Origin of the sequence: Natrarchaeobius chitinivorans, from assembly GCF_003841505.1 — an archaeon.
GTDB lineage: Archaea > Halobacteriota > Halobacteria > Halobacteriales > Natrialbaceae > Natrarchaeobius > Natrarchaeobius chitinivorans.
Window position 1 is genome coordinate 34573 of the sequence record NZ_REGA01000001.1, and the last position, 25353, is coordinate 59925.

Sequence of the window (25353 nt, forward strand, 5' to 3'; positions counted from 1 at the left end):
GGGACGGTAAAACGGTTCTGAGAATTCCTCGGTGGGGGTGAACGAACGGTCAGCTGCTCGAGGCGCGATTATCGAGTCGGAACGACTCGAGCACGTTCGTAGATCACACCGCTGAGACAGCCGATCGGGATCGTCAGCCAGGTGGTCATCACTGTCGCAAATATTCCGATGAGGAGGGTCAACCCGGCCGCAACCTCGAGCAATTCCGCGGTCGTTTCGATCCCCGTTCCGGAACTCGTGGCGACGATCGCGAGTAGGGCGAAGAAAACGAGGACCAGCGAGATGACGTACGTTAGCACGGTCGTGACCACTCCTGCGACGGCCCCGAAGTACGGAATCCGAGCCGGAAGGTATCGCCAGACCGCGGTTCCGACGAGGAAGGCGGTCGGGACGACGAACGGAAGGGAAACGAGCGCGCTCATTCCCCAGAACGGATGGATCAGATCGTGCGATACGCCCAGTTGATACAGGACCACCATTCCGAGGGCGAACGTGAGGGCGATCGCGAGCGCGGCGGCCGCACCCGCGTAGCCGGCACCGACGTCGCGACGGTTAGCCCGTGGAAGTCGGCCGGGACCGTACTGCTTGCACGCGGTCGCGAGCCACTGGAGGTTCGGTGTGGGACCCATACCGGGACATTGTGTCAGCACGAACAAATTTCTTTGGGGCCGGACCGGACGAATCCGAACTCGAGCGGAATGCGTGGCCGTGAACGCGAAACGGCCGCGTCGAACGCGAGTCGGACGGTCGCGTCTCGAGGGACGGATTTAAAGGGTGATGGACCCGCACTCGAAGGTATGCCAGAGGAGGAACTCGCCGAACGGGTCGCGGACGTGCTCTCGGTCGACGCCGAGGAGTTCCGGGGACGGGCCGAGGAGGACGCCCTGGTGATCAAAGAGGCGCTCGAGGAGGGCGTGTTCGACAACCCGCAGGCGATCGTCGGCCTCGAGTACGAGTTCTACGCGGTCAAAGACGAGGGCTGCGAGCTTCGGCGGGTCCCTCGCAGACTCCTCGAGTTGATCGGGTTCGAGAAGGAACTTGGCCTCCACAACGCGGAGATGACGACCAGCCCGCAGCCGTTGAACGCCGACGGTCTGGCTGCCCAGGAGTCAGAAGTCAAAGCCCGTCTACAGACTGCCCTCGACGTCACCAGTTCCGAACGAATGCGGCTGGTTAGCGACGCTCTCTGGACGATCCCACCCGAAGGCGAGGACGTAAAGACCTACCTTACCGACAGCGTCGAGCGTTCCGTCACCGCTCGAGACGGGCGAGAGCGGTCGTTTCGCATCGCGACCAACATGAGCAGTTCCGGCCGCTACCACGCGATGGCCAACACCGACCGGGCGAACGCGGCGGGGATGTGTATTCGCGCACCACACGTCTCGCTCCAGGCCGACACCGTCATGCCCGAGAGCCTCATCACCTCCATCCAGCCCCACTATCAGGTGCCACACGCGACCGACCTTCCGCGTTATTTCAACTACGCGCTCCGTGTGGCCGGACCGCTGCTCGCACTCGGCGTCAACTCCCCGTTCTTCCCGGCGGGACTCTACGACGAGAGCGCGACGGCAGCGCAAGTGGTCGACGACTGCTGGATGGAACACCGGATCAGCGTCTTCGAGACCGTTCTCAACGATCCGGCGACGGGGGAGGGAAAAGTCCGATTTCCCCGGGACCTGTCGACCGTCGAGGAGGCGGTCGACCGAATCGCGACCGATGATACGATGGTGCCGATGCCCGTCGAAGCCGGGGAGCGGTTCGACGATCGGTTTCCCCACTTCCGGCGCAAACACGGCACCTACTGGCGGTGGGTTCGCCCCGTGTTCGGCGGTCCGACCCGCTCCGCCGCGAACGCGCGCATCGAATTTCGACCGATACCGGCCCAGCCGACCGTTCGGGACTCGGTCTCGTTCCTCGCGGCCTTCGCCGGCCTCATGGAGAGTCTGACCCGGCTCGAGCATCCCGTCAACGAACTCGATTGGGCGATCGCCCACGAGAACTTCTACGCCGCGATGCGAGACGGCCTCGAGGCCGACCTCACCTGGATTACGAACGACGGAAAGGAGACGACCGACTCGCTCGAACTGTACGAGGACCTGCTGGCCCACGCCGAGGACGGGCTGACCAACCGCGGTCTGACGGACGAACAGGCCGCGAAGTACCTCTACCCGCTTCGTCGCCGGGTTCGCCAGAAGACGACGCCAGCCCGATGGAAACGCGAACTGGTTCGCTCCGCGGTCGCGGACGGGACGTCCCTCGAGGAAGCCATCGAGTCGATGCAACGGCGGTACGTCGCGAGACAGCGCGAAACCTTGCTCGAGGGGAGTTTCGCCGACTGGATCGGCGAGTGACCCGACGGCCCCGGACGGCGTCTCGAGAACCGGGCGCGGAAACTGCCTCGAGGATCGGGTGTGGGCATCGTCTCGAGAACTGGAATGGTGAGTCGAGGACTGGACCTGGGAGTGTATTCACCAGTGAACCTGTACCGTCCGAGTTCGCGGCCCGTCACATTCCACGAACAGCACGGATTGCCAGGTTCCGATCGCGAGCGAGCCGTCGCGGACGGGTACGGTTGCACTCGGTCCGACGAACATCGCGCGGACGTGCGAATCGGCGTTCCCGTCGAGTTCGTCGTGTTTCCACCCCGAGTCCGGAACGAGCGTCTCGAGGGCGGACTCGAAATCCGAGAGCAAACGGGGCTCCGCTTCGTTGACCGCGATAGCGGCGGTCGTGTGCGTGACGAAGACGGTGGCGGTCCCGGCGGCGTCCTCGGGCAGCGCGCGTTCGACCTCGTCGGTGATCTCGAGTACCGAGAGGCGGTCGTCCGTCGAGACGGTGAACTGGGCGTGGCGATCGTCGCCGGATTCGCTCATAGTCGTTCGAAACGCACGCTACCGTTACGGCCGTTACGTCTCGAGTCGGTTTTCGGGAGTGTTCCTCGAGCACCGGGTGTCGTGCAAGCGGACGAACTTTCGTAGAGCAGATCGTACGTCGGCTATGAGCGTCGAGGTTCGAAACGCGATCCCGTTCGGAAAGACGGTCGTCAGCGGAATCTCCGAGAAGAACGTCCCGTTTATGGCCGCGAGCATCGCCTACCAGGCGTTCATCTCGCTGATCCCGCTTCTGGTTCTCGTGTTCTTTCTCGTCACCATCGTCGGCGACGAGGGCCTCGCAGCCGAGGTCAGCGCAGCGACCGCGGGATTCCTCCCGGAGAGCGGCCAACTAATGATCGAAGATGCTATCGAGGAGTCGCCCGCAACGGCGGGATCGACGCTCATCGGGGTCGTCGTCCTGCTGTGGGGATCGCTGAAAATTTTCCGCGGACTGGACACCGCGTTCTCGGAGATCTACGACACGGCGGCCGAGAGTTCGTTCGTCGACCAGCTCCGAGATGCGTTGATCGCACTGGGCGCGATCGGGATCGCGCTGGTCGCCGCGGCCACGGCGAGTATCGTCCTCGCGTTCTTCCCGGATATTCCGTATTTGAGCCTGGTGAGTCCAGTTCTCCTCGTCGCCGGCCTGACGATCGCGTTCTTCCCGATGTACTACTTCTTCCCCGACGCCGACGTCTCCGCTCGAGCGGTCCTCCCGGGTGTCCTCGTCGCCGCCGTCGGCTGGACGGCGCTCCAGTCGCTCTTTCAGGTGTACGTCTCTTTCGCCGCCGACTCCGAGTCGGCCGGGCCGGTTGGCGCGATCTTGCTGTTGTTGACGTGGCTCTACTTCGGTGCGCTCGTGTTGCTCGCCGGTGCCGTCGTCAACGCGGTGAGATCGGGTCGCCTCGAGCCCGAAGAATCCGATTCCCTGGAGTCGATGAGAGCGTCCGATCGGGATCCGTTCGCCGACCGAAATCGGCGCAAGCGAGCGCAACTGCGCGAACGGATCGACTCCCTCGAACGCGAACGAGACCAGTTACGGAACGATCTCGAGGCCCAGCGACGGCGGCGGTACCGACTCGAGGACAGAACCGACCGCCTCGACGCGACGATCCGGGACCTCGAGTCGGAAAACGAACGCCTCGAGCGCGAACTCGAGGCCCGCACGGGTCCGGAGTGGCCACGACCGGTTCGGAAGGTGCTCTCGCGGGTCAGCCGATTCCGCCTCGGCGTCATAAAGCGACAGTAGGTGCGGTTTTCGGTCACCACACCTTCTCGAATTCGGGAGGTCTTTGGCGGTCGGCGTCCCACGGCCGTCCGTGTCAGAGCCGATTCGGGAGGTCCGGCGTCGGATTCGAACCGACCACCGACAGCTCGTCGAATCCGTCGACGACTGTGCCGACCGCGTCGCCGACCGCTGGGATACGGCGCGGACGACAGACGGGAGCGCAGTCGTCGACTCGTTACGATCCGAACTCGAGCGCACGGGTTCGCTCGAGCGACTGCGGCTGACACTCGTAGACGTCGTGGCTGCGGCGGGGTACGAACTCCCCGCAGAGCCCGTGGCGACACCGCCGTACGTCGTGGTGACGAGTCGAGGGCCGATTCTCCGGGCGACGATCGATCCCGGACGGTTCGTGATCCGGTTCGACGCGTTCGAGGTCGTCCGGAACCGGGCGTCCGATCGACCGCCCGCGTACCGACGTCGCGACGGCACCCGGATCACGATATCGCTCGAGTAACGTTTTGTGAATGCAGGCGAAATCGCCGTGTGATGCACCGACGCGCAGCGGCGTTTTCGGAGCGAGCCAGCGAACGGTACGATTTCGAACCCGAAATCGAGGAGTTTCCCGAAGGGACGAAGACGGCGAGTGACGCCGCGGAGGCCGTCGGCTGTGACGTCGGCCAAATCGCCAGTTCCCTCGCGTTCGACGTCGACGGAGATCTCGTCGTCTCGGTCACGAGCGGCGCGAACCGCGTCAGCGAAGACGCACTCGGCGACGCGTTCGACGTTCCAGCGAGCGACGTCTCGATGGCGGATCCGGACCGAATCAGGGACGAACTCGGCTGGTCGATCGGTGGCGTTCCCCCGTTCTGTCACGATCGCCCAGTCCCGGTCGTCGTCGACGAAACGCTGCTCGAGTTCGAGACCGTCTGGGCGGCCGCGGGAACGCCGGAGGCGGTCTTTCCGATCGATCCCGAGACGGTCGTGACGTTTGCGGACGGGGACGTCGTCGCGGTCGCGGAGTGAACCCGGTGCGGTTTCGGGATGGACACATCACAGTCCTGGGATGAACCCGACGCAGTCTCGAGACGAACCGCCCTGCACGGGTTCCTGTACCGACGTACCGATGCAAACGGCAGACGGATCGTTGGGTGAACGGAGTTTACGGACAGCGGACCGTATCGAGCCGTTGGTCGTTCGGGTCGATCCTGCAGCAAGGCAGGTCACCGCCGATCGATCGTCGCCCCAACGCCGGAGAGAGAAGTCATCTCCCGTAGTGACGTACTTGCTACCATGGAACTCCCGGTTACAAGCTATTAATAATATCGTCAGGTTCATTACTAACCAATCTCAACTGGCTGATGGTGAATACGTATGACTGATAAGCCGCGTCTGACTTCCCGTCGACGGATGATCGCGACGACCGGTTCGCTCGCTGCTCTCGGTATCGCCGGCTGTCTCGGCGACGAGAACGGCGACGAATCCGAAGGTGACGATCACGACGACGGTCATGATCACGACGATGATCACGACCACGATGATGATCACGACCACGACGATGATCACGGCGACGATCACGACCACGACCACGATCACGATCACGACGGCCCCGTCTCGGAGTTCGAACTACTCGATCGCGATCACGACGAGGAGGTCGTCGTCTACATCCACGGCGACCACTGGCACGGCGACCCGCTCGAGGTACCCCACGACGACCACCTCTCGTTGGGCGTGTACGCCGAGGACGAAGACGGTGACGAGATCGAGATCGGGAACGGTACCGAACTGACCGGCGAGGTCGTCGAGGGCGCAAACGAAATCGTCGAAATCGAGTCTCACGGCGACCACGTCCACGTTCACGGCAAAGAAGACGGCTTTACCGACGTCGTCTTCCAGCTCGTCGAAGACGGCGACGTGATCTACGAGACGCCGGAACTCGAGACCGAGGTCGGACACCACGATCACGACGATCACGACCACGGCCACGTCGAAGTGGACGACCTCGAGATCATCGATCGCTCGGACGACGAAGTCGTCGCGGACATCCACGGCGACCACTGGCACGGTGAACTGCCCCACGTTCACGTCGACGACAACATCTCCCTGGGAGCAACGTTTACCGACGATCACGGCGACGAGATTCCGATCGGCAGCGACGAAGAGTACGAACTCGCCGTAACGCTCGCGGACGGAGCCGAGGAAGGCGTCGTCGAAATCGATCCCGACGAGCACTGGCACGGCGACCACGTCCACATCTACGGCGAGGCGGAGGGTGAGACGGAGGTCGTCTTCATGCTCTGGCACGACGACCACGCCGACTGGGAGAGCCCACCGATCGCCGTCGAAGTCGAAGACCACTGATCTGAGGTTTCTGCCGACTCCCCTGCCCCACCGGATTCGCTCTCTCCTTCTCGCGACATCGTCTACGAGCCGGTCCCACGGCAACTCGGTACAGCAGTCAGTATAACTCGAGACCGAATCCGCGGAGACCGAATCACCGCTTCGACGGACGGACCGTCCACCGTCGTTACAGCGGTAGCGAGGCGAAAGCCCACCCGTTTACGGGTAGGATGAAGCCGACAACCGGGGCCCAAATCACTAACGCCACGTCACCCGGTGGCACGAGTTATTAACAAAATAACTCTATATAATAATCCTTTTACCCTCGAAGGACCAGCTATTCGTATGAACCTCTCACGCCGTTCGGTACTGAAAACAGGCGGGGGTGCCCTCGCGGGAACCGCGTTCGCCGGCTGTCTGAACGAGCCGGGGAACGGGTCCGATGACGGCAATCCCTCCGGAACCGGCTACGCGGCCTTTTTCGCGCTCTGGGACTGGGCCGAACACGTCGGCGGCGACGAGATGACCTTCGAAAATCCGGTCGAAGTCGGCCAGATGGGACACGGTTGGGAACCACCGGCCGACATCCAGCGGAACATCGCCGACTCGGACGTCTTCATCTACTTCGACACCGCCGAGTTTTCCTGGGCCCAAAACGTCGCGACCGACCTCGAGACCGACTACGACGACGTGACGGTGATCGACGCCATGGACGGCCTCGAAGACCAGTTACTCCCGATCGACAGGGACGCAGACGACGGTCGCGAACCCGCGACTGACTACGACTTCGATTCGGATACCGTCTCGATAGGTGGGTTCGACGTCTACGACGGCCAAACGGGCGAAGAGGTCGCCTACTGGCACGGTGATCACTGGCACGGCGACCTCCCCGAGGTACCACTCGAGGGCTCTGCAACCGTCGAAGGAATCTTCGAGGACGACGAAGGGCGAGTGTTGCCGCTCGGCGAAGACGAACCGTTCGAGATCGACGCGCGGATCGTCGACGGCGCAAGCGAGGACGTCGTCGAGATCGAATCACACGGCGATCGTATCGAGTTCCACGCGCTCGAAGTCGGGCGGACGCGGGTCGTCTTCGAACTCGTCGCCGACGGCGACCCGATCTGGGACACCAGCAACGACAACATCACCGTCGAGGTGGTCGAGGAACTCGAGGAGTCCGACGCTCCGGAGTTTTACGACCCGCACGTCTGGGTGGATCCGGTTATCGCTCAGGACGTCGTCGAGACGATCGCCGACGGTCTCGCGGAGGTAGATCCAGACAACGCGGAGACGTACGAGGAAAACGCCGCCGCGTACACCGACCGCCTCGACGACGTCGACCGGCAGTTCGAAGAGCTCGCGGACGACGCCGAGCGGGACGTCGCCGTCCTCGCGGGCCACGACTCTTTCCAGTACATCGAACACCGGTACGACTTCGAGATCCACACGCCGGTCGGGATCGCTCCCGACGCGGCCGAGACCGAATCGGACATCTCCGAGGCGATCGAGGTCGTCGAGGAACACGACATCGAGACGATCCTCTACGATCCGTTCGAGACGCCCAACCCGGACGAAGACGTTCCCCAGATGGTCGAGTTACTCCTCGAGAACACGAGTGCAGAGGAGTACGCGCCCCTCACTCCTGCGGAAGGAACGACACAGGAGTGGAGCGACCAGGACTGGGGCTGGATCGAACAGATGGAGGAAGTGAACATCCCGTCGTTACGCAACGCACTCGGTGCCGAATGATCGTTACGGCGAGAGACCTACCGACAGCGGGGATCGATTCAGCACAAAACGACTGTCCACCCCAACGACCGGCACAAAACGACCGTCCACGCCGACGAACTCGATCCGAAGTGGAAGAACTAAGCGCGTTCGTGTCCGAGAACCGGGTGAGTTTACAGTGAGTTCAGCCGTCGACGTTCGGGACGTGACGTTTTCCTACGGCGAGAAGCTGGCGCTGGACGACGTCTCGTTGACCGTCGAGGAAGGCGACTTTCTGGGGCTGATCGGCCCCAACGGCTCGGGAAAGACGACGCTGTTGCACATCATGCTCGGACTGATCGAACCGGACCGCGGCTCGGTCGAACTGTTCGGCAACCCCGTCGACGAGTTCGACGCCGGCGAGCGGATCGGCTACGTCTCACAGCAGGCGACGAGCCGCGGCGGAACCATGCCCGTCACCGTCCGCGAGTGCGTTCGCATGGGCCGATTCGCCCACGTCGGCCACTCGAGGCTGACCGACGAAGATCGGGCGATCGCCGAACAGGCCCTCGAGACGGTTGGAATATCTGACCTGGCCGATCGACGGGTTAACCAGCTTTCAGGGGGGCAGCGCCAGCGGGCGTACATCGCACGGGCGCTCGCTTCGGAAGCCGATCTGCTCGCGCTCGACGAACCGACCGTTGGCGTCGACGCCGAATCCCGCGACGCGTTCTACCGGCTGCTTGATTCGTTGAACGCCTCCGGAATCACGATCATCCTGATCGAACACGATATCGGGGTCGTGACGGACCGAGCCGATCGTATCGCCTGTATCAACACCGAACTGTACCACCACGGCGACACCGAATCGTTCGTCGAGAGCGACGCCTTGAGCGAAGCCTACGGCGCGACGGGAACGGTCGTCCATCACCACCACTGAACCATGTCGGAATCAGACGATCACACGCTGGAGTCGCCACCCGTTTCGGACGTCAGCCAATACCAGCCCAAACCGGCCGATCTGCGTCGTCGCCTCGAAGTCGTGGGGATTTCGCTCGTCGGCTTTCTCGGCGCGTTCGTCATCGCGTTCGTCGTCCTCGACTGGCTCCGACACTACCCCTCGCTCGGAGCGCTCCCGGGGACCCTGTTCGACCAGTTTCTGATCGCCGGCATGTGGGCCGACCACGTCCTCGGGACGAACGTCTTCCAGCACCCGTTCATGTGGCGATCGATCGCGACCGGCGTCCTCATCGGCATCGTCGCCCCGCTGGTCGGCACTTACCTCGTCCACCGACAGATGGCGCTCATCGGAGAGACGCTCGCACACACGGCGTTCGCAGGTGTGGCGATCGGGCTGCTGGTCATGGCCGTCACCGGGTACGAGGGCTCGCTGTTACTAATCGCGCTCGTCGTGAGCATCGTCGGCGCGCTCGTCGTCCAGTGGCTCGCCGACAGAACCAGTACGTTCGGCGACGTCCCGATCGCGATCATGTTGTCGGGTAGCTTCGCAATCGGAACGTTGCTGATAAGCTGGGGACGCGGATACGTCTCGGTTCCCATCGACATCGAGGAGTTCCTCTTCGGGAGCATGTCGGTCGTCACCGCCGACGGTGCGCGAATGATGGCCGTTCTGAGCGTCGCCGTCGTCGGTATCGTCGCGGCGACCTACAAACAGCTGTTGTTCATCACGTTCGACGAGCAGGCCGCACGGGTCGCACAGCTCGACGTCTCGGCGTACAACACGTTGCTCGTCGTGATGACGGCGGTCGTCGTCGTCGGCGCGATGCAGGTCCTCGGCGTGATTCTGGTCGCCGGCATGCTCGTCATCCCCGTCGCCGCCGCCTCACAAGTCGCCCGCAGCTTCCGCGAGACGCTGTATCTCTCGATCCTGATCGGCCAGGCGTCGATCGTCGGCGGGTTCGCGTTCGCGATCAGTCAAAGTCTCCCCTCGGGCGGTTCGATCATCGTCGTCGCGATCAGCTTTTACCTGCTCGCAGTCGCGTTCTCGCTGTTTACCGGTCGATCGACGGCGATCTCGATGCACTAGCGCGGCTTCGAACTGACAGAGCACATTCTACGACAGCAACGAGGGCACGAGCGATCACCGAGGACACAATCACTCGACGAGAACACGAGCGATCACCGAGGTCGTGATCGGTCAACGAGGTCGCAACCGATCGACGAAGCACCACCGATCGACGAGTCACCATCCCACTCGAGGAACGATCCGGTACCCCCACGAGGCCGGAACTGGGGTGCGGTTTTAACCCGGTCGGTCACGACCGATCGAACGATGGGACGGTTATCCGAGCTATTCAGACCCGAGACCGTCGGCGTGGTCGGCGCGACCGACCGCGACGGCGCGGTCGGCCGGGCGATCCTCGAGAACCTGCGCGCCGGGTTTTCGGGCGAGGTCGTTCCGATCAATCCGACGCGCGAGGAGGTCCTCGGGCTCGAGTGCTATCCGGACGTGACGAGTGCGCCGTCGATCGATCTGGCCGTCGTGGTCGTTCCGCCGCCGGCCGTCCTCGAGACGGTCCGCGAGATCGGGGAGGCCGGAACCGAACACGTCGTCGTCATCACGGCGGGCTTTTCCGAGACCGGAAGCGAGGGAGCCGAAAGAGAACGCGAACTCCGCGAGATCGCCGTCGAGTACGACCTGAACGTGGTCGGCCCGAACAGCCTCGGGGTCATGTCGACGGGCGTCGGGATGAACGCGACGTTCGGTCCGGAAAACGCCCGCGAGGGGTCGATCTCCTTTATGAGCCAGTCGGGGGCGTTCATCACCGCCGTCCTCGACTGGGCGAACGAGCAGGGGATCGGCTTTCGAGACGTCGTCTCGCTCGGCAACAAGACCGTCCTCGACGAGACGGACTTCGTCCGGACGTGGGGCGACGACCCGAAGACCGACGTGATCATCGGCTACCTCGAAGGAATCGACGACGGCGACGAGTTCATCGCGGCCGCCCGCGAGGTGACCGACGAGACGCCGATCGTCCTCGTCAAGTCCGGCCGAACGGACGCGGGTGCACAGGCGGCGTCCTCACACACCGGCGCGATCGCCGGCAGCGAGCGGGCTTACGAGGCCGGCCTCGAGCAAGCGGGCGTCATTCGCGCAGATTCCGTCCAGCAGTTGTTCGACTACGCTCGCGCACTCTCGGGGCTTCCCGAACCCGACGCCGACGGCGTCGCGGTCGTGACGAACGCCGGCGGCCCTGGCGTGTTGACGACCGACGCGGTCGGCGACTCGACGCTCGGGATGGCCGAGTTTACCGACCGAACGATCGACGCGCTGGCCGAGGCGATGCCCGAGGAGGCCAACGTCTACAACCCGATCGACGCCATCGGCGACGCCGACGTCGAACGCTTCGGCGAGGCCATCGAGATCGCGCTGGCTGATCCAAACGTCGGCAGCGCGGTCGTCGTCAGCGCGCCGACGGCCGTCCTGGAGTACGACCAGCTCGCCGAGACGGTTATCGAGAAGCGACAGGCACACGACAAACCCGTCGTCACCTGTCTGATGGGCGGCGATCGAGCGCGGGCCGCCGAAGAGAGCCTTCGGGAGTTCGGTGTTCCGAACTACTTCGACCCCTCCCGTGCGATCGCCGGACTCGACGCGCTCGCTCGGTATCGTGACGTACGCGAGCGGACGATCGACGACCCCGCGGCGTTCGACGTTAATCGCGAGCGCGCGCGGACAATCCTTGAGCGAGCGACGCGTCGCGACGACAACCGCCTCGGCGTCGAATCGATGGACCTCCTCGAGGCCTACGGAATTCCGACGCCGGACGGCGACATCGTCGACGATCCGAGCCGGGCCCGCGACGTCGCCGAATCGATCGACGGCGACGTCGTCCTGAAGATCGTCAGCCCCGACATCTCACACAAGTCCGACATCGGCGGCGTGCGGGTCGGAGTCGCCGACGAGGACGTTTACGACGCCTACGAGGACGTCGTCGCCAGGGCGCGAAACTACCAGCCCGACGCGACCATCCTCGGCGTGCAGATCCAGGAGATGCTCGACCTCGAGGCCGCGACCGAGACGATCGTTGGAATGAACCGCGATCCCCAGTTCGGCCCGCTCTTGTTGTTCGGTCTGGGGGGAATCTTCGTCGAAATACTGGAGGATACGTCCGTTCGGGTCGCGCCGATCGGCGAAGGAGAGGCCCGGGACATGGTCGACGAAATCCGGGCTGCGCCGCTGTTACGCGGCGCTCGCGGACGCGATCCGGCGGACGTCGAGGCGGTCGTCGAGACGATACAGCGACTCTCGCAGCTGGTAACCGACTTCCCGGCGATCCTCGAACTCGACGTCAACCCGCTCGTGGCCGGCCCCGAGGGCGTACAGGCGATCGATCTCAGACTCACCGTCGACACTGACACGCTATGACCGACACCACCACCGACACCGACGCGGAAACCGAATCATCACCGCCAGAGGGAACCGAACCGAGCGACGAAACCGACACACCCGGGGAGAGTACGGCCGAGGATCGACCGAAGACCGAGACGACCCTCGTCAGTTCGCTCGAGGAGAGCACCGGCAAGACGGCGATTACGCTCGCGCTCGCCCGCCTCGCACGGGCCGAGGGCGACGAGGTCGGCTACATGAAACCGAAAGGCACCCGCCTCCAGAGTAACGTCGGGAAGACCCTCGACGAGGACCCCCTGATCGCGCGCGAGTTGCTCGATCTGGATGCGGAGATGCACGACTTAGAACCCGTCGTCTACTCGCCGACGTTCGTCGAGCAGGCGATTCGGGGCCGCGAAGACCCCGGTGAACTCCGCGATCGGGTCCGTGAGGCGTTTGCGTCCCTTGCGGACGGAACCGACCGGATGTTCGTCGAGGGCGGCGGTCAGTACGCCGTCGGCGGGATCGTCGACCTCACCGACGCCGACGTCGCGGCGTTGCTCGACGCGCGCGTGTTGCTGATCGCCCCCTACGAGATCCCCGCCGACGTCGACGACGTCCTCGCCGCAGCCGAGACGTTCGGCGATCGCCTCGCCGGCGTCGTCTTCAACGACGTCTCCGACGCGGCCTACGACCAACTCGAGACCGACGTCGTGCCCTTCCTCGAAGGGAGGGACGTTCGCGTTCACGGTGTCCTCCCCAGCGAGCGGACGCTTTCGGGCGTGACCGTCGCCGAACTCGCCGACGAACTCGGAGCGACGGCGCTCGTCGACGAGGGAAGCGACGCCTACGTCGAACGCTTTTCGGTCGGTGCGATGGGTGCCGACAGCGCACTTCGACACTTCCGGCGGACGAAAGACGCCGCGGTCATCACCGGCGGCGACAGGGCCGAAATCCACACCGCCGCACTCGAGGCCCCCGGCGTTCGCTGTCTTATCCTGACCGGCGGCCACCGGCCGTCGGGGGCGATCCTCGGGCAGGCGGCCGAAAAGGGCGTCCCGATCCTCTCGGTGCGGACGGATACGTTGACGACGGTCGAACGCGCCGAAGACGTCGTTCGGAGCGGACGCACTCGAGACGAGGAGACGGTCGACCGGATGCAGACGCTGCTCGCAGACCACGCGGAAACTGACGCGATTCTCGAGACGGATCGCTGAACTCGAGTTCGGATCGGCGCTCATAACTCGAGTGGTGTTGTGAGTGGTTGTTGTTTAGCGCGAACGCGTACGCACCGATCTGGCAGTCCGCTATAGTAACCACTGAAAGTCATTGCACACCTGATCGCCAGACGGATCGGCGATCAGTGTGTCAATCGTTTCAGTTGTTACTATAGTCTCGCGCAGTCGGTGTGTTCCAGTAGAATCGACACAACCGCGGATGGTTCTGCACGCAGGCCGGCGATTGCGGTTCGCGGACTGGCCAGTTGCAAAACCGACACCACGGGTTCGGTCAGACGGGCAGGGATGACTAGTGGCGTCCCAAGCCTGCACTGATGAGCGAAATCACGCGGTGTGGTCCGATTTCGCTCATCAGTCAACGCTTGGGAGGGTACTAGATTGCCTCGTTCCGTCGAAAATCGGATGACCACGTCGCGCTGGCGTGCAATCGAAGGGTCAAGGCTCTTTCCGGGCTGGCCCGTACTACTGACAGTATGGCCCCGAAGCTCCCGGAACTCGAGACGTCTCCGAAGGCTCGAACGGACGTGTTCGACGCGGTAGACGACACGGACAATCAGCGCCAGTGTGAACTGTGCCAGACCGAGAAACCGACGACGAAAGAGTACCGGCTGCGCGTCTGCGGGATTTGCAAGGAGAAGTACCTTCCGTAGCCTCGTCACGCCGGGTTGGCTCGCTGCCGATAGCCCCGGCGGTCGAAGTCGAGCAGTTTCGAACTTTTGACTATTTCGAGGGCTGTGAGGTTCGGACTCGAGTGTGATCTCGAGGTTCGATAACCGGCCGATCGTCACTGATAGCAGTTCTTGCTCGACTCTCCCGACCGCCGTGCGGGCGGCCGGCAGAACGCTTCCAATCGCAAGACTGGACGGGTTCAACGAGGTGCTGTAGCGGTTCTACTGGTCGCTAATTATCACGTCTGAAACCGCCGCGGGACTGGTAAATTTCCATGGACGCACACTATCGAGTAATTATATATACCCCGCCACCACTGGTAACTACCAGCACCGAACTCGACGGTAGAAGGCGCGCTGGGTCGTGGTTGGACCCCCAATCCCCAGGCGCGACGTGTTATGCATACACGTCAGTCGCCATAACCCTTCTGACCGTTGGGGTGCTGGATACACAATGGATGCGAACCTAATTCGAAACAAACTCGTGGGAGACGAACAGGAACGGGCAGTGTCACCGGTTATCGGTGTCATTCTCATGGTTGCTATCACGGTCATTCTCGCGGCCGTGATCGCGGCCTTCGTCCTCGACCTCGGTGGGAGCGTCGGGCAGGAAGCACAGGCGGGTGTGACCATCGACGTTGACGAGAGTGAGGGAGAAGTTCAAGTCGAAGTAACGTCACTCGGGAATTCTGATTATGTGTGGCTTAGCGGATCTGTCGCAAGTGAAGAACCGCATCAGGGTGGTGACCAATATGGAAACAACGCTGACGAGTTGCAGATGGTTGTCGGTGATACGGCCACTCTCAATTCGTCAAATGGAGGCCTTGAAGATGACGCAGGAACTGTGACGGCTGTTGCGGTCATCAACGAAACGGAGACCGAAACTCAAGTCGCCTCTGAAGACTACGACTTCTAACCTTTTACCCAACACAGGGTTTCTATTTTACCAGCAATTAACTTCAGTACCAATCCTGTGATCTTATGGGATTCAATTAGGTAACAAGATCTATTTTATGACCCTTGGTTGCCATATGGAATGATGGACCTATTGAATAAATTTGTGTGATGAGACACTATCGACTAATTATATATACTTCGCCACCACTGGTAACTACCAGCACCGAACTCGACGGTAGAAGGGTGCGCCGAGCTGGATTGAACCTCCAATTTCCAGGCTCGACGTGTCATATATGCGTATTAAACACCATACCCTTTCTGTCTGTTAGGGTGCTGGATACACAATGAATGCGAACCTAATTCGAAACAAACTCGTGGGAGACGAACAGGAACGGGCAGTGTCACCGGTCATCGGTGTCATTCTCATGGTTGCTATCACGGTCATTCTCGCGGCCGTGATCGCGGCCTTCGTCCTCGACCTCGGTGGGAGCGTCGGGCAAGAAGCACAAGCGGGTGTGACGATCGATGTCGACGAAAGTGAAGAAGAAATACAGATCCAGATTACTTCGTTAGGAAATTCCGATCACGTCAACATAAGTGGCGCTACTGACGATGCTACTAATTCTTCGCTCAGTGACCCCGCCAGTCAAAATATGACGGTCGGTGACACCGCGACACTCACCAGTGCCAACCTTACTTCGACCAGCGGGACTGTGACCGCTGTTGCAGTCATCGAAGAAACGGAAACAGAAACACAAGTCGCAAGCGAGGACTTCGACTTTTAACTAACGTTTCCAGTTTTTGGGTTCACTTAGGCATTATAGTAGCCACTGAACGTGACTGCACACCGGATCGCACGAGGAGAGCGCGGTTCGGAGCGAGCGAAGCGAGCAAGAACCGCGGAACGGCGAGCGGGGGAACTACCCGTGAGCTGTGCGAACGGTGTGTACATTCGTTTCAGTGATTGTTATAGCGTTCAAACGGCGAGATTTTATTGATGAGATAGGACCTTTCTCGATCATCGCCGGATTTTCAGTGGCTATAGCCAGGACCATACAGAGGATCACCAAGAAGGAGTGATAACTGTAGCTGCCAAAAAATTACAGGACGGAAGGGGTTCAGGATAGTGCTGTAACCGCTCTGGCGGGACTTGATTATCAAAAGTGAAACCGATATCGGACGGTTATTTTCCGAATGAAATATACTAACGACTAGTTATATATACCTGCTATCCAGTGGTTGTCACCAGCACCAAACGACAGCAAGGAGGTTCCGGAGATTATGTTACCCCCAATCCCGGGCGCATCTTTATGTTCGCGCGCACAACCTTCGTGACTGTCAACGGGTGTGTGGTACACAATGGACGGAACACAAATTCGAAACAAGCTGATCGGAAGCGAAGAGGAACGAGCGGTGTCACCTGTTATTGGTGTCATTCTTATGGTGGCAATCACTGTGATTCTGGCAGCAGTGATCGCTGCGTTCGTGCTCGACCTCGGTGGGAGCGTCGGACAGGAAGCACAGGCAGGAGTCACGATCGATGTGGACGAAACTGCGGGAGAGGTTCAGGTCGAAATAACGTCTCTGGGTAACGCTGATCACGTCAATCTCACAAGCACTGAGTGGGAGGATGATAGACCGGACAATGCCACAATCATGACTGTTGGCGACGCTGTCACCTACGAGGAAGGAGAAACCATCGAAGATAGTGGAACGATCTCGGCTGTTGCAGTGATCAACGAAACGGAAACTGAAACGCAAGTCAACAGCGAAGACTGGGACTTCTAACTCCCTTTCTCACTCCGCCTTATTTGAACCATGACCAGCCACACGTTTTCAAACCACGGCCGTGCCGTCTCGCCAGTGGTCGGCGTCATCCTCGTCGTTGCGATCACCGTTATCCTCGCGGCCGTCGTCGCGGGGCTGGTCCTCGACATCGGCAGCGATATCGACGAGGAGGTCCAGGCCGGTGTCTCGATTACCGTCCAGCACGATCCGCAGTATCTCGAGGTCCAGGTGACGACGCTCGGAAACGCCGATCACATCAATATCACTGGCACTCCGTACGATCACGTCGTGAGCGGCGGACCGAACGATCTGGATGAAAACGACCTTCGAGAACTCGAGACAGGCGACAGCGTCCGGATCGCAAAAGACGACCTCGAGTCCGATGGACGGGACGGAACGGTCGTCGCGGTCGGTGTGGCTGATGAGCAAGAGACACTGATCACGAGCGAAGACTACGATTTCAGTTATAGTAACAACTGAAACGATGTACACACCGATCGCCGATCCGTCTGGCGATCGGGTGTGGGATGACGTTCAGTGGCTACTATAATTTTACTTCCGCTGTGTTTTCTCGAGAGAAGTATTGGAGACGCTGCTATCGTCACTCGCTCACGACCGAGGTCCGATAGCGAAGACCGACAACCGAGGTGTTGAATCGCTGGGTTGTTTCGGGGTCCACCTCGCCTCGAGCATCCTTGAGATGTCGGTTGTGTTCGATCAGGTTCTCTAACGCTGTATCGATGACGACAGACATCGACGGGGCGTCGTACTGGTCGTCATCGACGACCTCGCTCGCGCGCTCGAACAATCCCGCAAATTACGCGTTCCTGATGTTCGGCGTCGTCGCAGCCGTGCTGATGCTTGTCCTCGCGGGAACCGTATAGGAAACACTCACCAGAAAATACCACCGCCGGCGTCTTTCGGATCACCGAAATTGTTGAGCGTCTCTGTCACGTACGCTATACTTGTGTCGCAGTGGTCTGCGATCTCCTCTTTACTTGCGTTCGGCCAGCGACGCGCCGCCTCGAGAATACACTCCTGTTTTTCAGTTAGATTTGGCATGTCTTCTTGGTAATTTATTTGGTAATAGTATGTATTTTTCCCAAGAGTGTCATATGACCGTTCACAGGGTAGTTCCCTACTACGCTGATTCGCCCAATGCTGCACTGACTGATCGTTTCGCCTATCTCCACCTTACCAATTCTTTGTGCAAGACCCGTGCTATGGATTCAGCACGGCTGCTGAAAACTAACGCCTACCAAGGGCTTCAATAGAGTCGAACCTGATAAAGAAGCCAGGAGATTACGGTTGCCTCGGCTGGTTACAAATCGGTCGTACTCTAAGTGGGGTCAGAGGGATTTGAACCACGGTCGGAGCAAGCTCCTCTCTGGTTCAAATCCTCCTCGTCCAATACTCGCGACTCACGGTATTGTTCGTCGCGAGGAAATGGGGTCGGAGGGATTTGAACCCCCGATCGACTGATATCTCCGGTGCGCCTCGGAACTCCAGAGGGTCATCACACGGACACTGATCAGGTGTCCGATCAGTATATCAGTCTGGAGTGTCGTCCCGGGCGCGGTGCCTCTGGAGTCAGTCGCCATCCCTGACTTGGCCACGACCCCGCGAGTGTGAGTTGGGTTATGCTGCCTAAAGTGGTTTCGATTCGGGTCACAGCCACGGGACGCGTCCCTCGGTTTCGGTCGTGTCGTCGCCGGGGTACGGATCGGCCTCGTCGTCGTCCGCGGACTCGCTCGAGTCCGATTCCGAGTCGGTGAGTCCGCCATCGGGCAACGGACCCGTGCCGACGGCCGGGAAGAACGTCTCGTCGTCGTCCGACTCGTCGTCGCGATCGAACGAAAAGTCGAGCGCGAAGAGGGCGGCGACGACGAGGGCCGCGAGCGGGGCCTGCCCGAAGGCGAACCCGAGGAGCGAAAGCGGGAGGAGGCCGAGTGCGACCGCACTACCGAATCGGAAGCGGTCGATGTCCATGTACTCGCGGAGGTACGGCCCGCTCAGGGCGACCGCCAACGCGAAGCCGACGCCGATAGCTGCGGCAAGCGTCGCGTTCGCAACGAGTGCGGGGTCGTCCATGAGGACGAACGCGGCGCCGTTGAGATCGAGACTGGCGACCAGCCCCAGACCGATGATGACGGCAGGGCTCGGGAGATACTCGCCGATGGTTGCGCTTGCGGTTTTGGCTGCGATGGCGAGGATGACCAGCGCCGCGAACCGATCGATGATCGCGTCGTCGAGGACGCTTCCGATCGCCGGTGCGAGTGCCGCCTGGATGGCTGCCAGCAGGATCAACGGAATTCCGACGAGCAGGACGATCGTCGCCTGTTCCCGGGGCGTTCCGGACATCTCGGCGAGGATCACCGCGACGGTGGCGCTTCCGCCGAAGATCAACAGTCCGACCTGGATCGCTCCCAGCGGATCGTCTAGTGCCCCGGCGAGGATCAACGCCGGAAAGACGCCGTCGATCAACGGCAGCATCATGACCAGGGCTAACAGCTTCGTGTCGCCGCCGACGATCCGCTCTAGGCGGAGGGCGACCGGATGTTCAGAGGTGCTCATCGCTCACGGATGGTGGCCGTGACCCGAGGCCGTTGGGTGATGGAGTGGACGATAACGTACCGACTGGGAGAGCGGGTTCCAGTCCGTCCATTTACGGCCTCGCGCTGTGAGCATGAATGTCATATTCCCGAATTTGAAGAAGGAGGCGGAGTCGTCGCTCGTCCGGCCGCCGATTCGGGATGCGCTGGAACTCACAGCGTACATACCCAAACCCAGGCGGGGATGTTCAATAAACGTTGTGTGAGAGACGATTTCACGATCCAGTAGGATCTCGCCACGATCGTTCGAAATCGAGACGTAATGTACAGATCTGGGACTCGAATTTTGAGATCGGCAAGGGATTCACTCTACGGACGTCCGCCCCCGGAACTCCGACGATCGCTCGATATATCGTCGGTGACGTTACCGCCGGTCTCGAGCGAAAGACCTCTCGAGCGGCGGCGATCGTCATCTTCCTGGATCGGAATCGGACGATTTAACCCGGTGAGTGCGCAACTGCACACTGCGTGCGAGGGTAGCCAAGCGGTCAACGGCGGCGGACTCAAGATCCGCTCTCGTAGGAGTTCGTGGGTTCGATTCCCTCCCCTCGCATTGCAGCGAGGCACATACCGTGCCGAGCGAAAATGCAGAAGGTCCTACGCGGGATCTTCCCTCGCAAAGATTCTCCAGGTCCACTCAAAGAACACCGACAGACGATCGTCTACAGATCGGAGGGCAAGATCCGCTCTCGGAGGATCTTCGCGAACGGAGTGAGCGAAGGCAAGGAAGTCGCAGCGTGCGAACGAAGTGAGCACGACCGTCTTCCCGTGGTTCGTGGGTTCGATTCCCTCCCCTCGCATTGCAGCGAGGCACATATCGTGCCGAGTAAAAATGCACGGAGGGATAGAATGACGCCGAGGTTCTGCGCTTCGCGCAGGTTCTCGGAGGTGGTTCGATTCCCTCCCCTCGCATTGCAGCGAGGCACACACCGTGCCGAGCGAAAATGCAGAAGGTCCTACGCGGGATCTTCCCTCGCAACGATTCTCCGCAGCTCACCTCGAGAAGCCACGGCTCTCGCCAGTCGAGTTCGGTGGGGGTCGAGACAACGTCGGTCGGGGATTCCGACAGCTTTTCACCCCGGAAACCGGACGAAGATCAATGAGCGAACACGAGTCGACAGAACGGCGAGCGGACGTCGCCGTTCGAGCGGCCCAGGCCGGTGCGGAGATCGCGGCTGATTCGTTTCGGAGCGATCTCGACGTCGAACTGAAAGACGGCAAGACGGACGTCGTTACCCAGGCCGACAAGGACGCCCAGGAGGCGGTCATCGACGGTATCCGCGAGACGTTTCCGACGGATCCGATCGTCGGAGAGGAAAACGACGCGCGCAAACGGGTACCCGACGACGGACCCGCCTGGATCGTCGATCCGATCGACGGGACGAACAACTACGTCCGCGGAAATCGCGCGTTCGGAACCGCGGTGGCGGCCGTCGTCGACGGCGAGCCGGTCGCCGCTGGTACGGTCTGTCCGGCACTCTCCGATACCTATCGGTTCGGCCCGGAGGGCGCGTTTCTGAACGGCGACCCGCTCTCGGTCAGTGACCGAACCGATCCCGAGGCGGCGACCGTCTGTCCGACGTTCTGGTGGGGGTTCGACGAACGGGATCAGTACGCTGCTATGACTCGAGCGCTCGTCACTCGCTTCGGCGATATGCGCCGGTACGGCTGTGCGCAGCTCGTGCTCGCGATGGTGGCTTCGGGTGCGCTCGACGGCGTCGTGACCAACCTTCGAGCGAACCCGTGGGATACGGTTGGCGGGGTCGGTTTGATCCGTGAGGCGGGCGGCCTCGTCACGGATCTCGAGGGGGAGCGCTGGCGACACGACAGCGTCGGCCTGGTCGCCTCGAACGGCGGTATTCACGACGAGTTGCTCGAGGCTGCCCGGAGTATCGATAGCCGGGTGGAATCGGGACGGTCCGAGAACGACGGAAACCGGAAACGGTAAGCGCCCACCACGACGGATATCGATTATGAACGAGTTCATCGAGCGACACGGTCCGATGCGGGTCTGGGCCGCCGTCGTCGCTCTCCTTGCTGGGGTCGTGACACTCGCCGCCGCCGTATTTCCAGAGCGGGTGTACGTCGACCTCATCTGGCAGTACTACTGGGGACCGGTCGTCGCGGACGCACACGGCTGGGGCTGTGTCGCCTGGGCAGGTGGTGAACAGGTACCCTGCAACGAAGCGGGCGCGGACGCCGGGCCGACGGCGTCTCCGGGCTACACGTTCGTCTCCTACGCCGGGTACATCCCGACGCTTATCCTGTTTCTGACCGGAATCGTCCTGCTCGTCAGACGATTGAACATCGACCGCTACCGTGCGGGGTTCTACGCGCTGTTCCCGTTCATGCTCTTCGGCGGGGCGCTGCGCGTCGTCGAGGACGCCAACGTCGCTGCGTTCCGTGACACCGGGGAACTCGCCATCGAGTTGCCGTGGTCGGGCTTTCTCATCAGTCCGCTGATCTACTTCACCGTCTTCCTCGTCACGCTCGTCGCGGTCGTCGCGTCGGTCTGGCTCGAGCGAAACGATCACGTGTCGGGCTATGAGTACCCGCTGGCGGCGATCGGAACGGGGCTGCTCGCGGTGACGGTCGGCTACCTCGGGTTCGTCGCGGCGACGGAGCCGTACGCGACGTTCTATCCGTGGCTTCTGTTGACGACGCTCGTCGGAGCGACTGTGGCAACGGCAATCACGTGGTACGGGATCGAGTGGCTCGCACCGGACATCAATCGCGGAACCAGATACATGGGTGTCGTCGTCATCTGGGCGCACGCGGTCGACGGCGTCGCGAACGTGATCGGCCTCGACTGGGCGGTCGCGTTCGGCCACAGCCAGAACCTGATCCCGAAACACCCCGTCAACGAGGCGATCGTCAACGTGACGGGGTCGATGCTTCCGGCGAGCGTCGTCGACGTTACCGGGCAGGCCTGGCCGTTCCTGATCGTCAAACTCGTTGCCGCCGTCGTCGTCATCTGGATCTTCAACGAGGAAGTGTTCGAGGAGAGCCCCCGGTACGCGATCTTGTTGATGATCACCGTCGTCGCCGTCGGACTCGGCCCCGGGACTCGAGACATGTTGCGGGCGACGTTCGGCGTATAGCAGTAACAGGAACGTTCCGCGAACAAATAGTTTAAGAGGAGTCTCCGACGTGGGTTACTGTATCAGCAACGAGAAGCAGACTGTGAAGGAAAAATGATATCCCATCTATGTTCGGTTTTGGTAAAAGCGGGGCACAAATATGAGTGAATCCGAAGAAGAACTCGCCAAGGACCTCGGGTTGATCTCCGCGCTCGCGATCGGGATCGGGACGATGATCGGTGCGGGCATTTTCGTTCTCCCGGGCATCGCCGCCCAGGAAGCCGGCCCTGCAGTCGTCCTCTCGTTTATCATCGGCGGCATGATCGCCATGGTGAACGCGCTCTCGGTGAGCGAACTCGGGACGGCGATGCCGAAAGCCGGCGGAGCGTACTACTACATCAATCGCGCGCTCGGGCCGCTTTTCGGGTCGATTTCGGGGATGGGCGACTGGATCGGCCTCGCGTTCGCGAGCGCGTTCTACTGTATCGGTTTCGGCGGCTACCTCGCCGACATGCTCGACGGGACGACGATCTCGATTCCCGTTCTCGGTTCGGTCGCGTTGCTTCCGGAAATCGACCTGGGGACGGTCGCGCTCGGAAGCCTCGAGATCGCGCTCACGCTCAACGAGATCCAGATCGGGGCGATCATCGCCGGCATCGTCTTCGTCGGCGTCAACTACATGGGCGCGAAAGAGACCGGTGGCATCCAGACCGCCATCGTCACCCTCCTGCTGGGCATCCTCACGATTTTCGCCATCGTCGGCTTCTTCTCGTTCGACTGGGCGACCGTGACCGCAGACGGCAGCCTCGCACCCGAGGGAACGGCCGCGATCCTCCCCGGCGCAGCGCTCGTCTTCGTCTCCTATCTCGGCTACGCGAAGATCGCGACGATCGGCGAGGAACTCAAAAATCCCGGCCGAAATCTCCCCCTCGCCATCATCGGCAGCGTCGGCATCGTGATGGTGATCTACACGATTCTGGTCGGCCTGCTGATGGGACTGATCCCACACGCGGAGTTCTTCCTCGAGGAAGTCGAGAACGCGCCGATGTCCTACGCGGCCGAAATCGTCTTCGACTACCAGTTCGCGGTCGTCGGGTTCGAGATTCCGATTCTCGGAATCGGCGTGACGTCGATCACCCTCGGCGCGCTGTTGGCGACGGCCTCGAGCGCGAACGCCTCCATTCTCGCGTCGGCACGGATCAACTTCGCGATGGGACGGGACAAGATCGTCACCCCAAAACTCAACGAAATTCATCCCAAATTCGCGACGCCGTACCGATCGATCGCCGTCACCGGCTTGATGATCGTCGTTTTCATCGTCGGCCTCGGAGAGACCGTCGAAATCCTGGCGAGTGCGGCGAGCGTGTTACACCTCGTCGTTTACGCGCTGATCAACGCCTCGCTGGTCGTCTTCCGGGAGACGAACCCGCCGGAGTACGATCCGGACTTCGAGGTGCCGTTTTACCCGCTTACCCCGATTCTCGGCTTTATCCTCTCGCTGGGACTGATCTACTTCATGGACGGGACGGCGGTCCTGATCAGCGCGGCGTTCGTCGTCTTCGCGGTCGCGTGGTACTTCTGGTACGCCAGAACCGAGACCGAACTCGAGGGGCTGCTCGGTACGTACATCCTGGACCGATCGGCCGAAATGCCCGACGCCGCGGTTACCGCCGCGAGCGCAGTTCAGCCGACCAGCGACGAACACACGGTCGTCGTGCCGGTTTCGAATCCCCGGACCGAGGCCGAACTCCTCTCGCTCGCGAGCGTCCTCGCGAAGTCCAACGACGGGCGCGTCCTAGCCGTCCACATCGTCGAGGTTCCCGACCAGACGCCGCTCGAGGAGGGCTCCGAACACCTCCGGCGGATCGACGAGGAGTCTCAGACGCTCATGAACCGGGTCCGCGAGAGCACGGAGACGCTCGACGTTCCGGTCGACGTTCGAACCGTCGTCTCCCACCGCTCGTTCGAGGAAGTGTTCGACGTCGCCCGACGCGAACGAGCCGACACGGTCGTCATGGGGTGGGGTCCCGGCCGACCGTGGAGTGCAGGCCGGGCCGAAGGGCCGCTCGATGAACTCACACAGAACCTTCCGTGTGACTTCCTGGTTCTGAACGACCGGGGCATCGAGATCGACAGCGTGCTGGTGCCGACTGCGGGCGGGCCGGACTCCGATCTCAGCGCGGAAGTCGCTCGCGATCTGCGCACACAGACCGACGCGGATATCACGCTCTTGCACGTCGTCGACGACGAAACCCAGCGATCCGACGGCGAGACGTTCCTGACCGAGTGGGCAACGGAACGCGGTCTCGAGGACGCGGAGATCCGGATCGACGCGTCGGGGAACGTCGAGGAAGCGATCGCGACCGCCGCGAGCGATCATTCGCTTCTCGTCATCGGCGCGACCGAGCGCGGCCTCCTCTCGAGGCTCCTTCGCGGCTCGCTCGCCTACGACGTCGTCAACGACGTCGACTGTTCCGTCCTTCTCGCTGAACAGCCGACATCGCGGTCGCTACGCGAACGGCTGTTCGGACGCTGAGATCGGTGTTGCGGTCGGTCGCTCTCTCCTTCGCGTTC

24 protein-coding genes and 2 tRNA genes are annotated in these 25353 nt (G+C 61.8%); 20 read left to right on the plus strand and 6 right to left on the minus strand.

Going from position 1 to position 25353, the window contains the following annotated elements; genetic code table 11:
- Nucleotides 1-68: 68 nt before the first annotated feature.
- Nucleotides 69-629: a hypothetical protein gene (locus EA473_RS00210; protein WP_124193660.1), complete on the minus strand. Its 561-nt coding sequence runs from the start codon at nucleotides 627-629 to the stop codon at nucleotides 69-71.
- Between the two features lie 168 nt (nucleotides 630-797).
- Here EA473_RS00210 and EA473_RS00215 point away from each other — a divergent pair, with 168 nt between their 5' ends.
- Entirely contained in the window at nucleotides 798-2351 is a 1554-nt protein-coding gene (locus EA473_RS00215; RefSeq protein WP_124193661.1) for a hypothetical protein, read from the plus strand.
- A gap of 117 nt (nucleotides 2352-2468) precedes the next feature.
- Here EA473_RS00215 and EA473_RS00220 read toward each other — a convergent pair whose 3' ends face one another.
- Entirely contained in the window at nucleotides 2469-2873 is a 405-nt protein-coding gene (locus tag EA473_RS00220) for a secondary thiamine-phosphate synthase enzyme YjbQ (RefSeq protein WP_124193662.1), read from the minus strand.
- Between the two features lie 124 nt (nucleotides 2874-2997).
- Between EA473_RS00220 and EA473_RS00225 the strand changes: the two genes are divergently transcribed.
- The 14 genes from EA473_RS00225 to EA473_RS00285 all read left to right on the plus strand — a co-directional run bounded on the left by EA473_RS00225 (nucleotide 2998) and on the right by EA473_RS00285 (nucleotide 17567).
- The gene (locus EA473_RS00225; protein ID WP_124193663.1) at nucleotides 2998-4122 is read left to right on the plus strand and encodes a YihY/virulence factor BrkB family protein; all 1125 of its coding nucleotides are present in this window, start codon (nucleotides 2998-3000) and stop codon (nucleotides 4120-4122) included.
- 70 nt (nucleotides 4123-4192) lie between these two features.
- The gene (locus EA473_RS00230; RefSeq protein ID WP_124193664.1) at nucleotides 4193-4615 is read left to right on the plus strand and encodes a hypothetical protein; all 423 of its coding nucleotides are present in this window, start codon (nucleotides 4193-4195) and stop codon (nucleotides 4613-4615) included.
- Nucleotides 4616-4647: 32 nt separating this feature from the next.
- Nucleotides 4648-5124, plus strand: a complete 477-nt coding sequence (locus EA473_RS00235) for a YbaK/EbsC family protein (RefSeq protein WP_124193665.1) — start codon at nucleotides 4648-4650, stop codon at nucleotides 5122-5124.
- A gap of 348 nt (nucleotides 5125-5472) precedes the next feature.
- Complete coding sequence (locus EA473_RS00240; RefSeq protein WP_124193666.1) at nucleotides 5473-6459, plus strand: hypothetical protein; 987 nt, start codon at nucleotides 5473-5475, stop codon at nucleotides 6457-6459.
- Between the two features lie 324 nt (nucleotides 6460-6783).
- Nucleotides 6784-8187, plus strand: a complete 1404-nt coding sequence (locus tag EA473_RS00245) for a metal ABC transporter substrate-binding protein (protein ID WP_124193667.1) — start codon at nucleotides 6784-6786, stop codon at nucleotides 8185-8187.
- A gap of 157 nt (nucleotides 8188-8344) precedes the next feature.
- Complete coding sequence (locus tag EA473_RS00250) at nucleotides 8345-9085, plus strand: metal ABC transporter ATP-binding protein (RefSeq protein WP_124193668.1); 741 nt, start codon at nucleotides 8345-8347, stop codon at nucleotides 9083-9085.
- A gap of 3 nt (nucleotides 9086-9088) precedes the next feature.
- On the plus strand, nucleotides 9089-10192 hold the full coding sequence (locus EA473_RS00255; RefSeq protein ID WP_124193669.1) for a metal ABC transporter permease: 1104 nt from the start codon (nucleotides 9089-9091) through the stop codon (nucleotides 10190-10192).
- Between the two features lie 246 nt (nucleotides 10193-10438).
- A complete protein-coding gene (locus EA473_RS00260) occupies nucleotides 10439-12535 on the plus strand; it encodes an acetate--CoA ligase family protein (RefSeq protein WP_124193670.1) in 2097 nt (698 codons plus the stop codon).
- The gene (locus EA473_RS00265; RefSeq protein WP_124193671.1) at nucleotides 12532-13713 is read left to right on the plus strand and encodes a phosphotransacetylase family protein; all 1182 of its coding nucleotides are present in this window, start codon (nucleotides 12532-12534) and stop codon (nucleotides 13711-13713) included. The genes EA473_RS00260 and EA473_RS00265 overlap by 4 nt, the downstream gene beginning before the upstream one ends.
- A 494-nt stretch (nucleotides 13714-14207) precedes the next feature.
- Entirely contained in the window at nucleotides 14208-14384 is a 177-nt protein-coding gene (locus tag EA473_RS22020) for a hypothetical protein (RefSeq protein WP_165875163.1), read from the plus strand.
- Between the two features lie 472 nt (nucleotides 14385-14856).
- A complete protein-coding gene (locus EA473_RS00270) occupies nucleotides 14857-15318 on the plus strand; it encodes a type IV pilin (RefSeq protein ID WP_124193672.1) in 462 nt (153 codons plus the stop codon).
- Nucleotides 15319-15643: 325 nt separating this feature from the next.
- Complete coding sequence (locus EA473_RS00275) at nucleotides 15644-16084, plus strand: type IV pilin (RefSeq protein WP_124193673.1); 441 nt, start codon at nucleotides 15644-15646, stop codon at nucleotides 16082-16084.
- Nucleotides 16085-16658: 574 nt separating this feature from the next.
- A complete protein-coding gene (locus EA473_RS00280; RefSeq protein ID WP_124193674.1) occupies nucleotides 16659-17087 on the plus strand; it encodes a type IV pilin in 429 nt (142 codons plus the stop codon).
- A 30-nt stretch (nucleotides 17088-17117) separates the two neighbouring features.
- A complete protein-coding gene (locus tag EA473_RS00285; RefSeq protein ID WP_124193675.1) occupies nucleotides 17118-17567 on the plus strand; it encodes a type IV pilin in 450 nt (149 codons plus the stop codon).
- Between the two features lie 121 nt (nucleotides 17568-17688).
- Here EA473_RS00285 and EA473_RS23340 read toward each other — a convergent pair whose 3' ends face one another.
- Complete coding sequence (locus EA473_RS23340) at nucleotides 17689-17841, minus strand: DUF7386 family protein (RefSeq protein ID WP_449289208.1); 153 nt, start codon at nucleotides 17839-17841, stop codon at nucleotides 17689-17691.
- Here EA473_RS23340 and EA473_RS22030 point away from each other — a divergent pair.
- Nucleotides 17828-17971, plus strand: a complete 144-nt coding sequence (locus EA473_RS22030) for a hypothetical protein (protein WP_165875161.1) — start codon at nucleotides 17828-17830, stop codon at nucleotides 17969-17971. The genes EA473_RS23340 and EA473_RS22030 overlap by 14 nt on opposite strands.
- Before the next feature lie 7 nt (nucleotides 17972-17978).
- Here the strand turns inward: EA473_RS22030 and EA473_RS22035 are convergent, their stop codons facing one another.
- From EA473_RS22035 to EA473_RS00295, 3 genes are all read right to left on the minus strand, one after another.
- Nucleotides 17979-18149 carry a hypothetical protein gene (locus EA473_RS22035; RefSeq protein WP_165875165.1) on the minus strand — a complete coding sequence of 57 codons (171 nt, stop codon included), beginning with the start codon at nucleotides 18147-18149 and terminating at the stop codon, nucleotides 17979-17981.
- Between the two features lie 385 nt (nucleotides 18150-18534).
- Nucleotides 18535-18709, minus strand: a tRNA-Trp gene (locus tag EA473_RS00290).
- 46 nt (nucleotides 18710-18755) lie between these two features.
- Nucleotides 18756-19661, minus strand: a complete 906-nt coding sequence (locus tag EA473_RS00295) for a DUF5794 domain-containing protein (protein ID WP_124193676.1) — start codon at nucleotides 19659-19661, stop codon at nucleotides 18756-18758.
- A gap of 508 nt (nucleotides 19662-20169) precedes the next feature.
- Here EA473_RS00295 and EA473_RS00300 point away from each other — a divergent pair.
- The 4 genes from EA473_RS00300 (at nucleotide 20170) to EA473_RS00315 (ending at nucleotide 25315) form a co-directional block, all read left to right on the plus strand.
- Nucleotides 20170-20252: transfer RNA gene (locus tag EA473_RS00300), tRNA-Leu, on the plus strand.
- 546 nt (nucleotides 20253-20798) lie between these two features.
- Complete coding sequence (locus tag EA473_RS00305) at nucleotides 20799-21647, plus strand: inositol monophosphatase family protein (RefSeq protein ID WP_124193677.1); 849 nt, start codon at nucleotides 20799-20801, stop codon at nucleotides 21645-21647.
- A gap of 25 nt (nucleotides 21648-21672) precedes the next feature.
- Nucleotides 21673-22800 carry a DUF63 family protein gene (locus EA473_RS00310; RefSeq protein WP_124193678.1) on the plus strand — a complete coding sequence of 376 codons (1128 nt, stop codon included), beginning with the start codon at nucleotides 21673-21675 and terminating at the stop codon, nucleotides 22798-22800.
- Nucleotides 22801-22939: 139 nt separating this feature from the next.
- Nucleotides 22940-25315 carry an amino acid permease gene (locus EA473_RS00315; RefSeq protein ID WP_124193679.1) on the plus strand — a complete coding sequence of 792 codons (2376 nt, stop codon included), beginning with the start codon at nucleotides 22940-22942 and terminating at the stop codon, nucleotides 25313-25315.
- Nucleotides 25316-25353: the final 38 nt, after the last annotated feature.

Excerpts from the sequence above, each read along its gene's own strand:
- EA473_RS00235 (WP_124193665.1), top strand. The coding sequence starts at position 4,648 with ATGCACCGACGCGCAGCGGCGTTTTCGGAGCGAGCCAGCGAACGGTAC.
- EA473_RS00315 (WP_124193679.1), top strand. The coding sequence starts at position 22,940 with ATGAGTGAATCCGAAGAAGAACTCGCCAAGGACCTCGGGTTGATCTCC.
- EA473_RS00295 (WP_124193676.1), bottom strand. The coding sequence starts at position 19,661 with ATGAGCACCTCTGAACATCCGGTCGCCCTCCGCCTAGAGCGGATCGTC.
- EA473_RS00215 (WP_124193661.1), top strand. The coding sequence starts at position 798 with ATGCCAGAGGAGGAACTCGCCGAACGGGTCGCGGACGTGCTCTCGGTC.
- EA473_RS00275 (WP_124193673.1), top strand. The coding sequence starts at position 15,644 with ATGAATGCGAACCTAATTCGAAACAAACTCGTGGGAGACGAACAGGAA.
- EA473_RS22030 (WP_165875161.1), top strand. The coding sequence starts at position 17,828 with ATGACGACAGACATCGACGGGGCGTCGTACTGGTCGTCATCGACGACC.
- EA473_RS00270 (WP_124193672.1), top strand. The coding sequence starts at position 14,857 with ATGGATGCGAACCTAATTCGAAACAAACTCGTGGGAGACGAACAGGAA.
- EA473_RS00210 (WP_124193660.1), bottom strand. The coding sequence starts at position 629 with ATGGGTCCCACACCGAACCTCCAGTGGCTCGCGACCGCGTGCAAGCAG.
- EA473_RS00240 (WP_124193666.1), top strand. The coding sequence starts at position 5,473 with ATGACTGATAAGCCGCGTCTGACTTCCCGTCGACGGATGATCGCGACG.
- EA473_RS00245 (WP_124193667.1), top strand. The coding sequence starts at position 6,784 with ATGAACCTCTCACGCCGTTCGGTACTGAAAACAGGCGGGGGTGCCCTC.
- EA473_RS00265 (WP_124193671.1), top strand. The coding sequence starts at position 12,532 with ATGACCGACACCACCACCGACACCGACGCGGAAACCGAATCATCACCG.
- EA473_RS00255 (WP_124193669.1), top strand. The coding sequence starts at position 9,089 with ATGTCGGAATCAGACGATCACACGCTGGAGTCGCCACCCGTTTCGGAC.
- EA473_RS00260 (WP_124193670.1), top strand. The coding sequence starts at position 10,439 with ATGGGACGGTTATCCGAGCTATTCAGACCCGAGACCGTCGGCGTGGTC.
- EA473_RS00225 (WP_124193663.1), top strand. The coding sequence starts at position 2,998 with ATGAGCGTCGAGGTTCGAAACGCGATCCCGTTCGGAAAGACGGTCGTC.
- EA473_RS23340 (WP_449289208.1), bottom strand. The coding sequence starts at position 17,841 with ATGTCTGTCGTCATCGATACAGCGTTAGAGAACCTGATCGAACACAAC.
- EA473_RS22020 (WP_165875163.1), top strand. The coding sequence starts at position 14,208 with ATGGCCCCGAAGCTCCCGGAACTCGAGACGTCTCCGAAGGCTCGAACG.
- EA473_RS00280 (WP_124193674.1), top strand. The coding sequence starts at position 16,659 with ATGGACGGAACACAAATTCGAAACAAGCTGATCGGAAGCGAAGAGGAA.
- EA473_RS00305 (WP_124193677.1), top strand. The coding sequence starts at position 20,799 with ATGAGCGAACACGAGTCGACAGAACGGCGAGCGGACGTCGCCGTTCGA.
- EA473_RS00220 (WP_124193662.1), bottom strand. The coding sequence starts at position 2,873 with ATGAGCGAATCCGGCGACGATCGCCACGCCCAGTTCACCGTCTCGACG.
- EA473_RS00285 (WP_124193675.1), top strand. The coding sequence starts at position 17,118 with ATGACCAGCCACACGTTTTCAAACCACGGCCGTGCCGTCTCGCCAGTG.
- EA473_RS00310 (WP_124193678.1), top strand. The coding sequence starts at position 21,673 with ATGAACGAGTTCATCGAGCGACACGGTCCGATGCGGGTCTGGGCCGCC.
- EA473_RS22035 (WP_165875165.1), bottom strand. The coding sequence starts at position 18,149 with ATGCCAAATCTAACTGAAAAACAGGAGTGTATTCTCGAGGCGGCGCGT.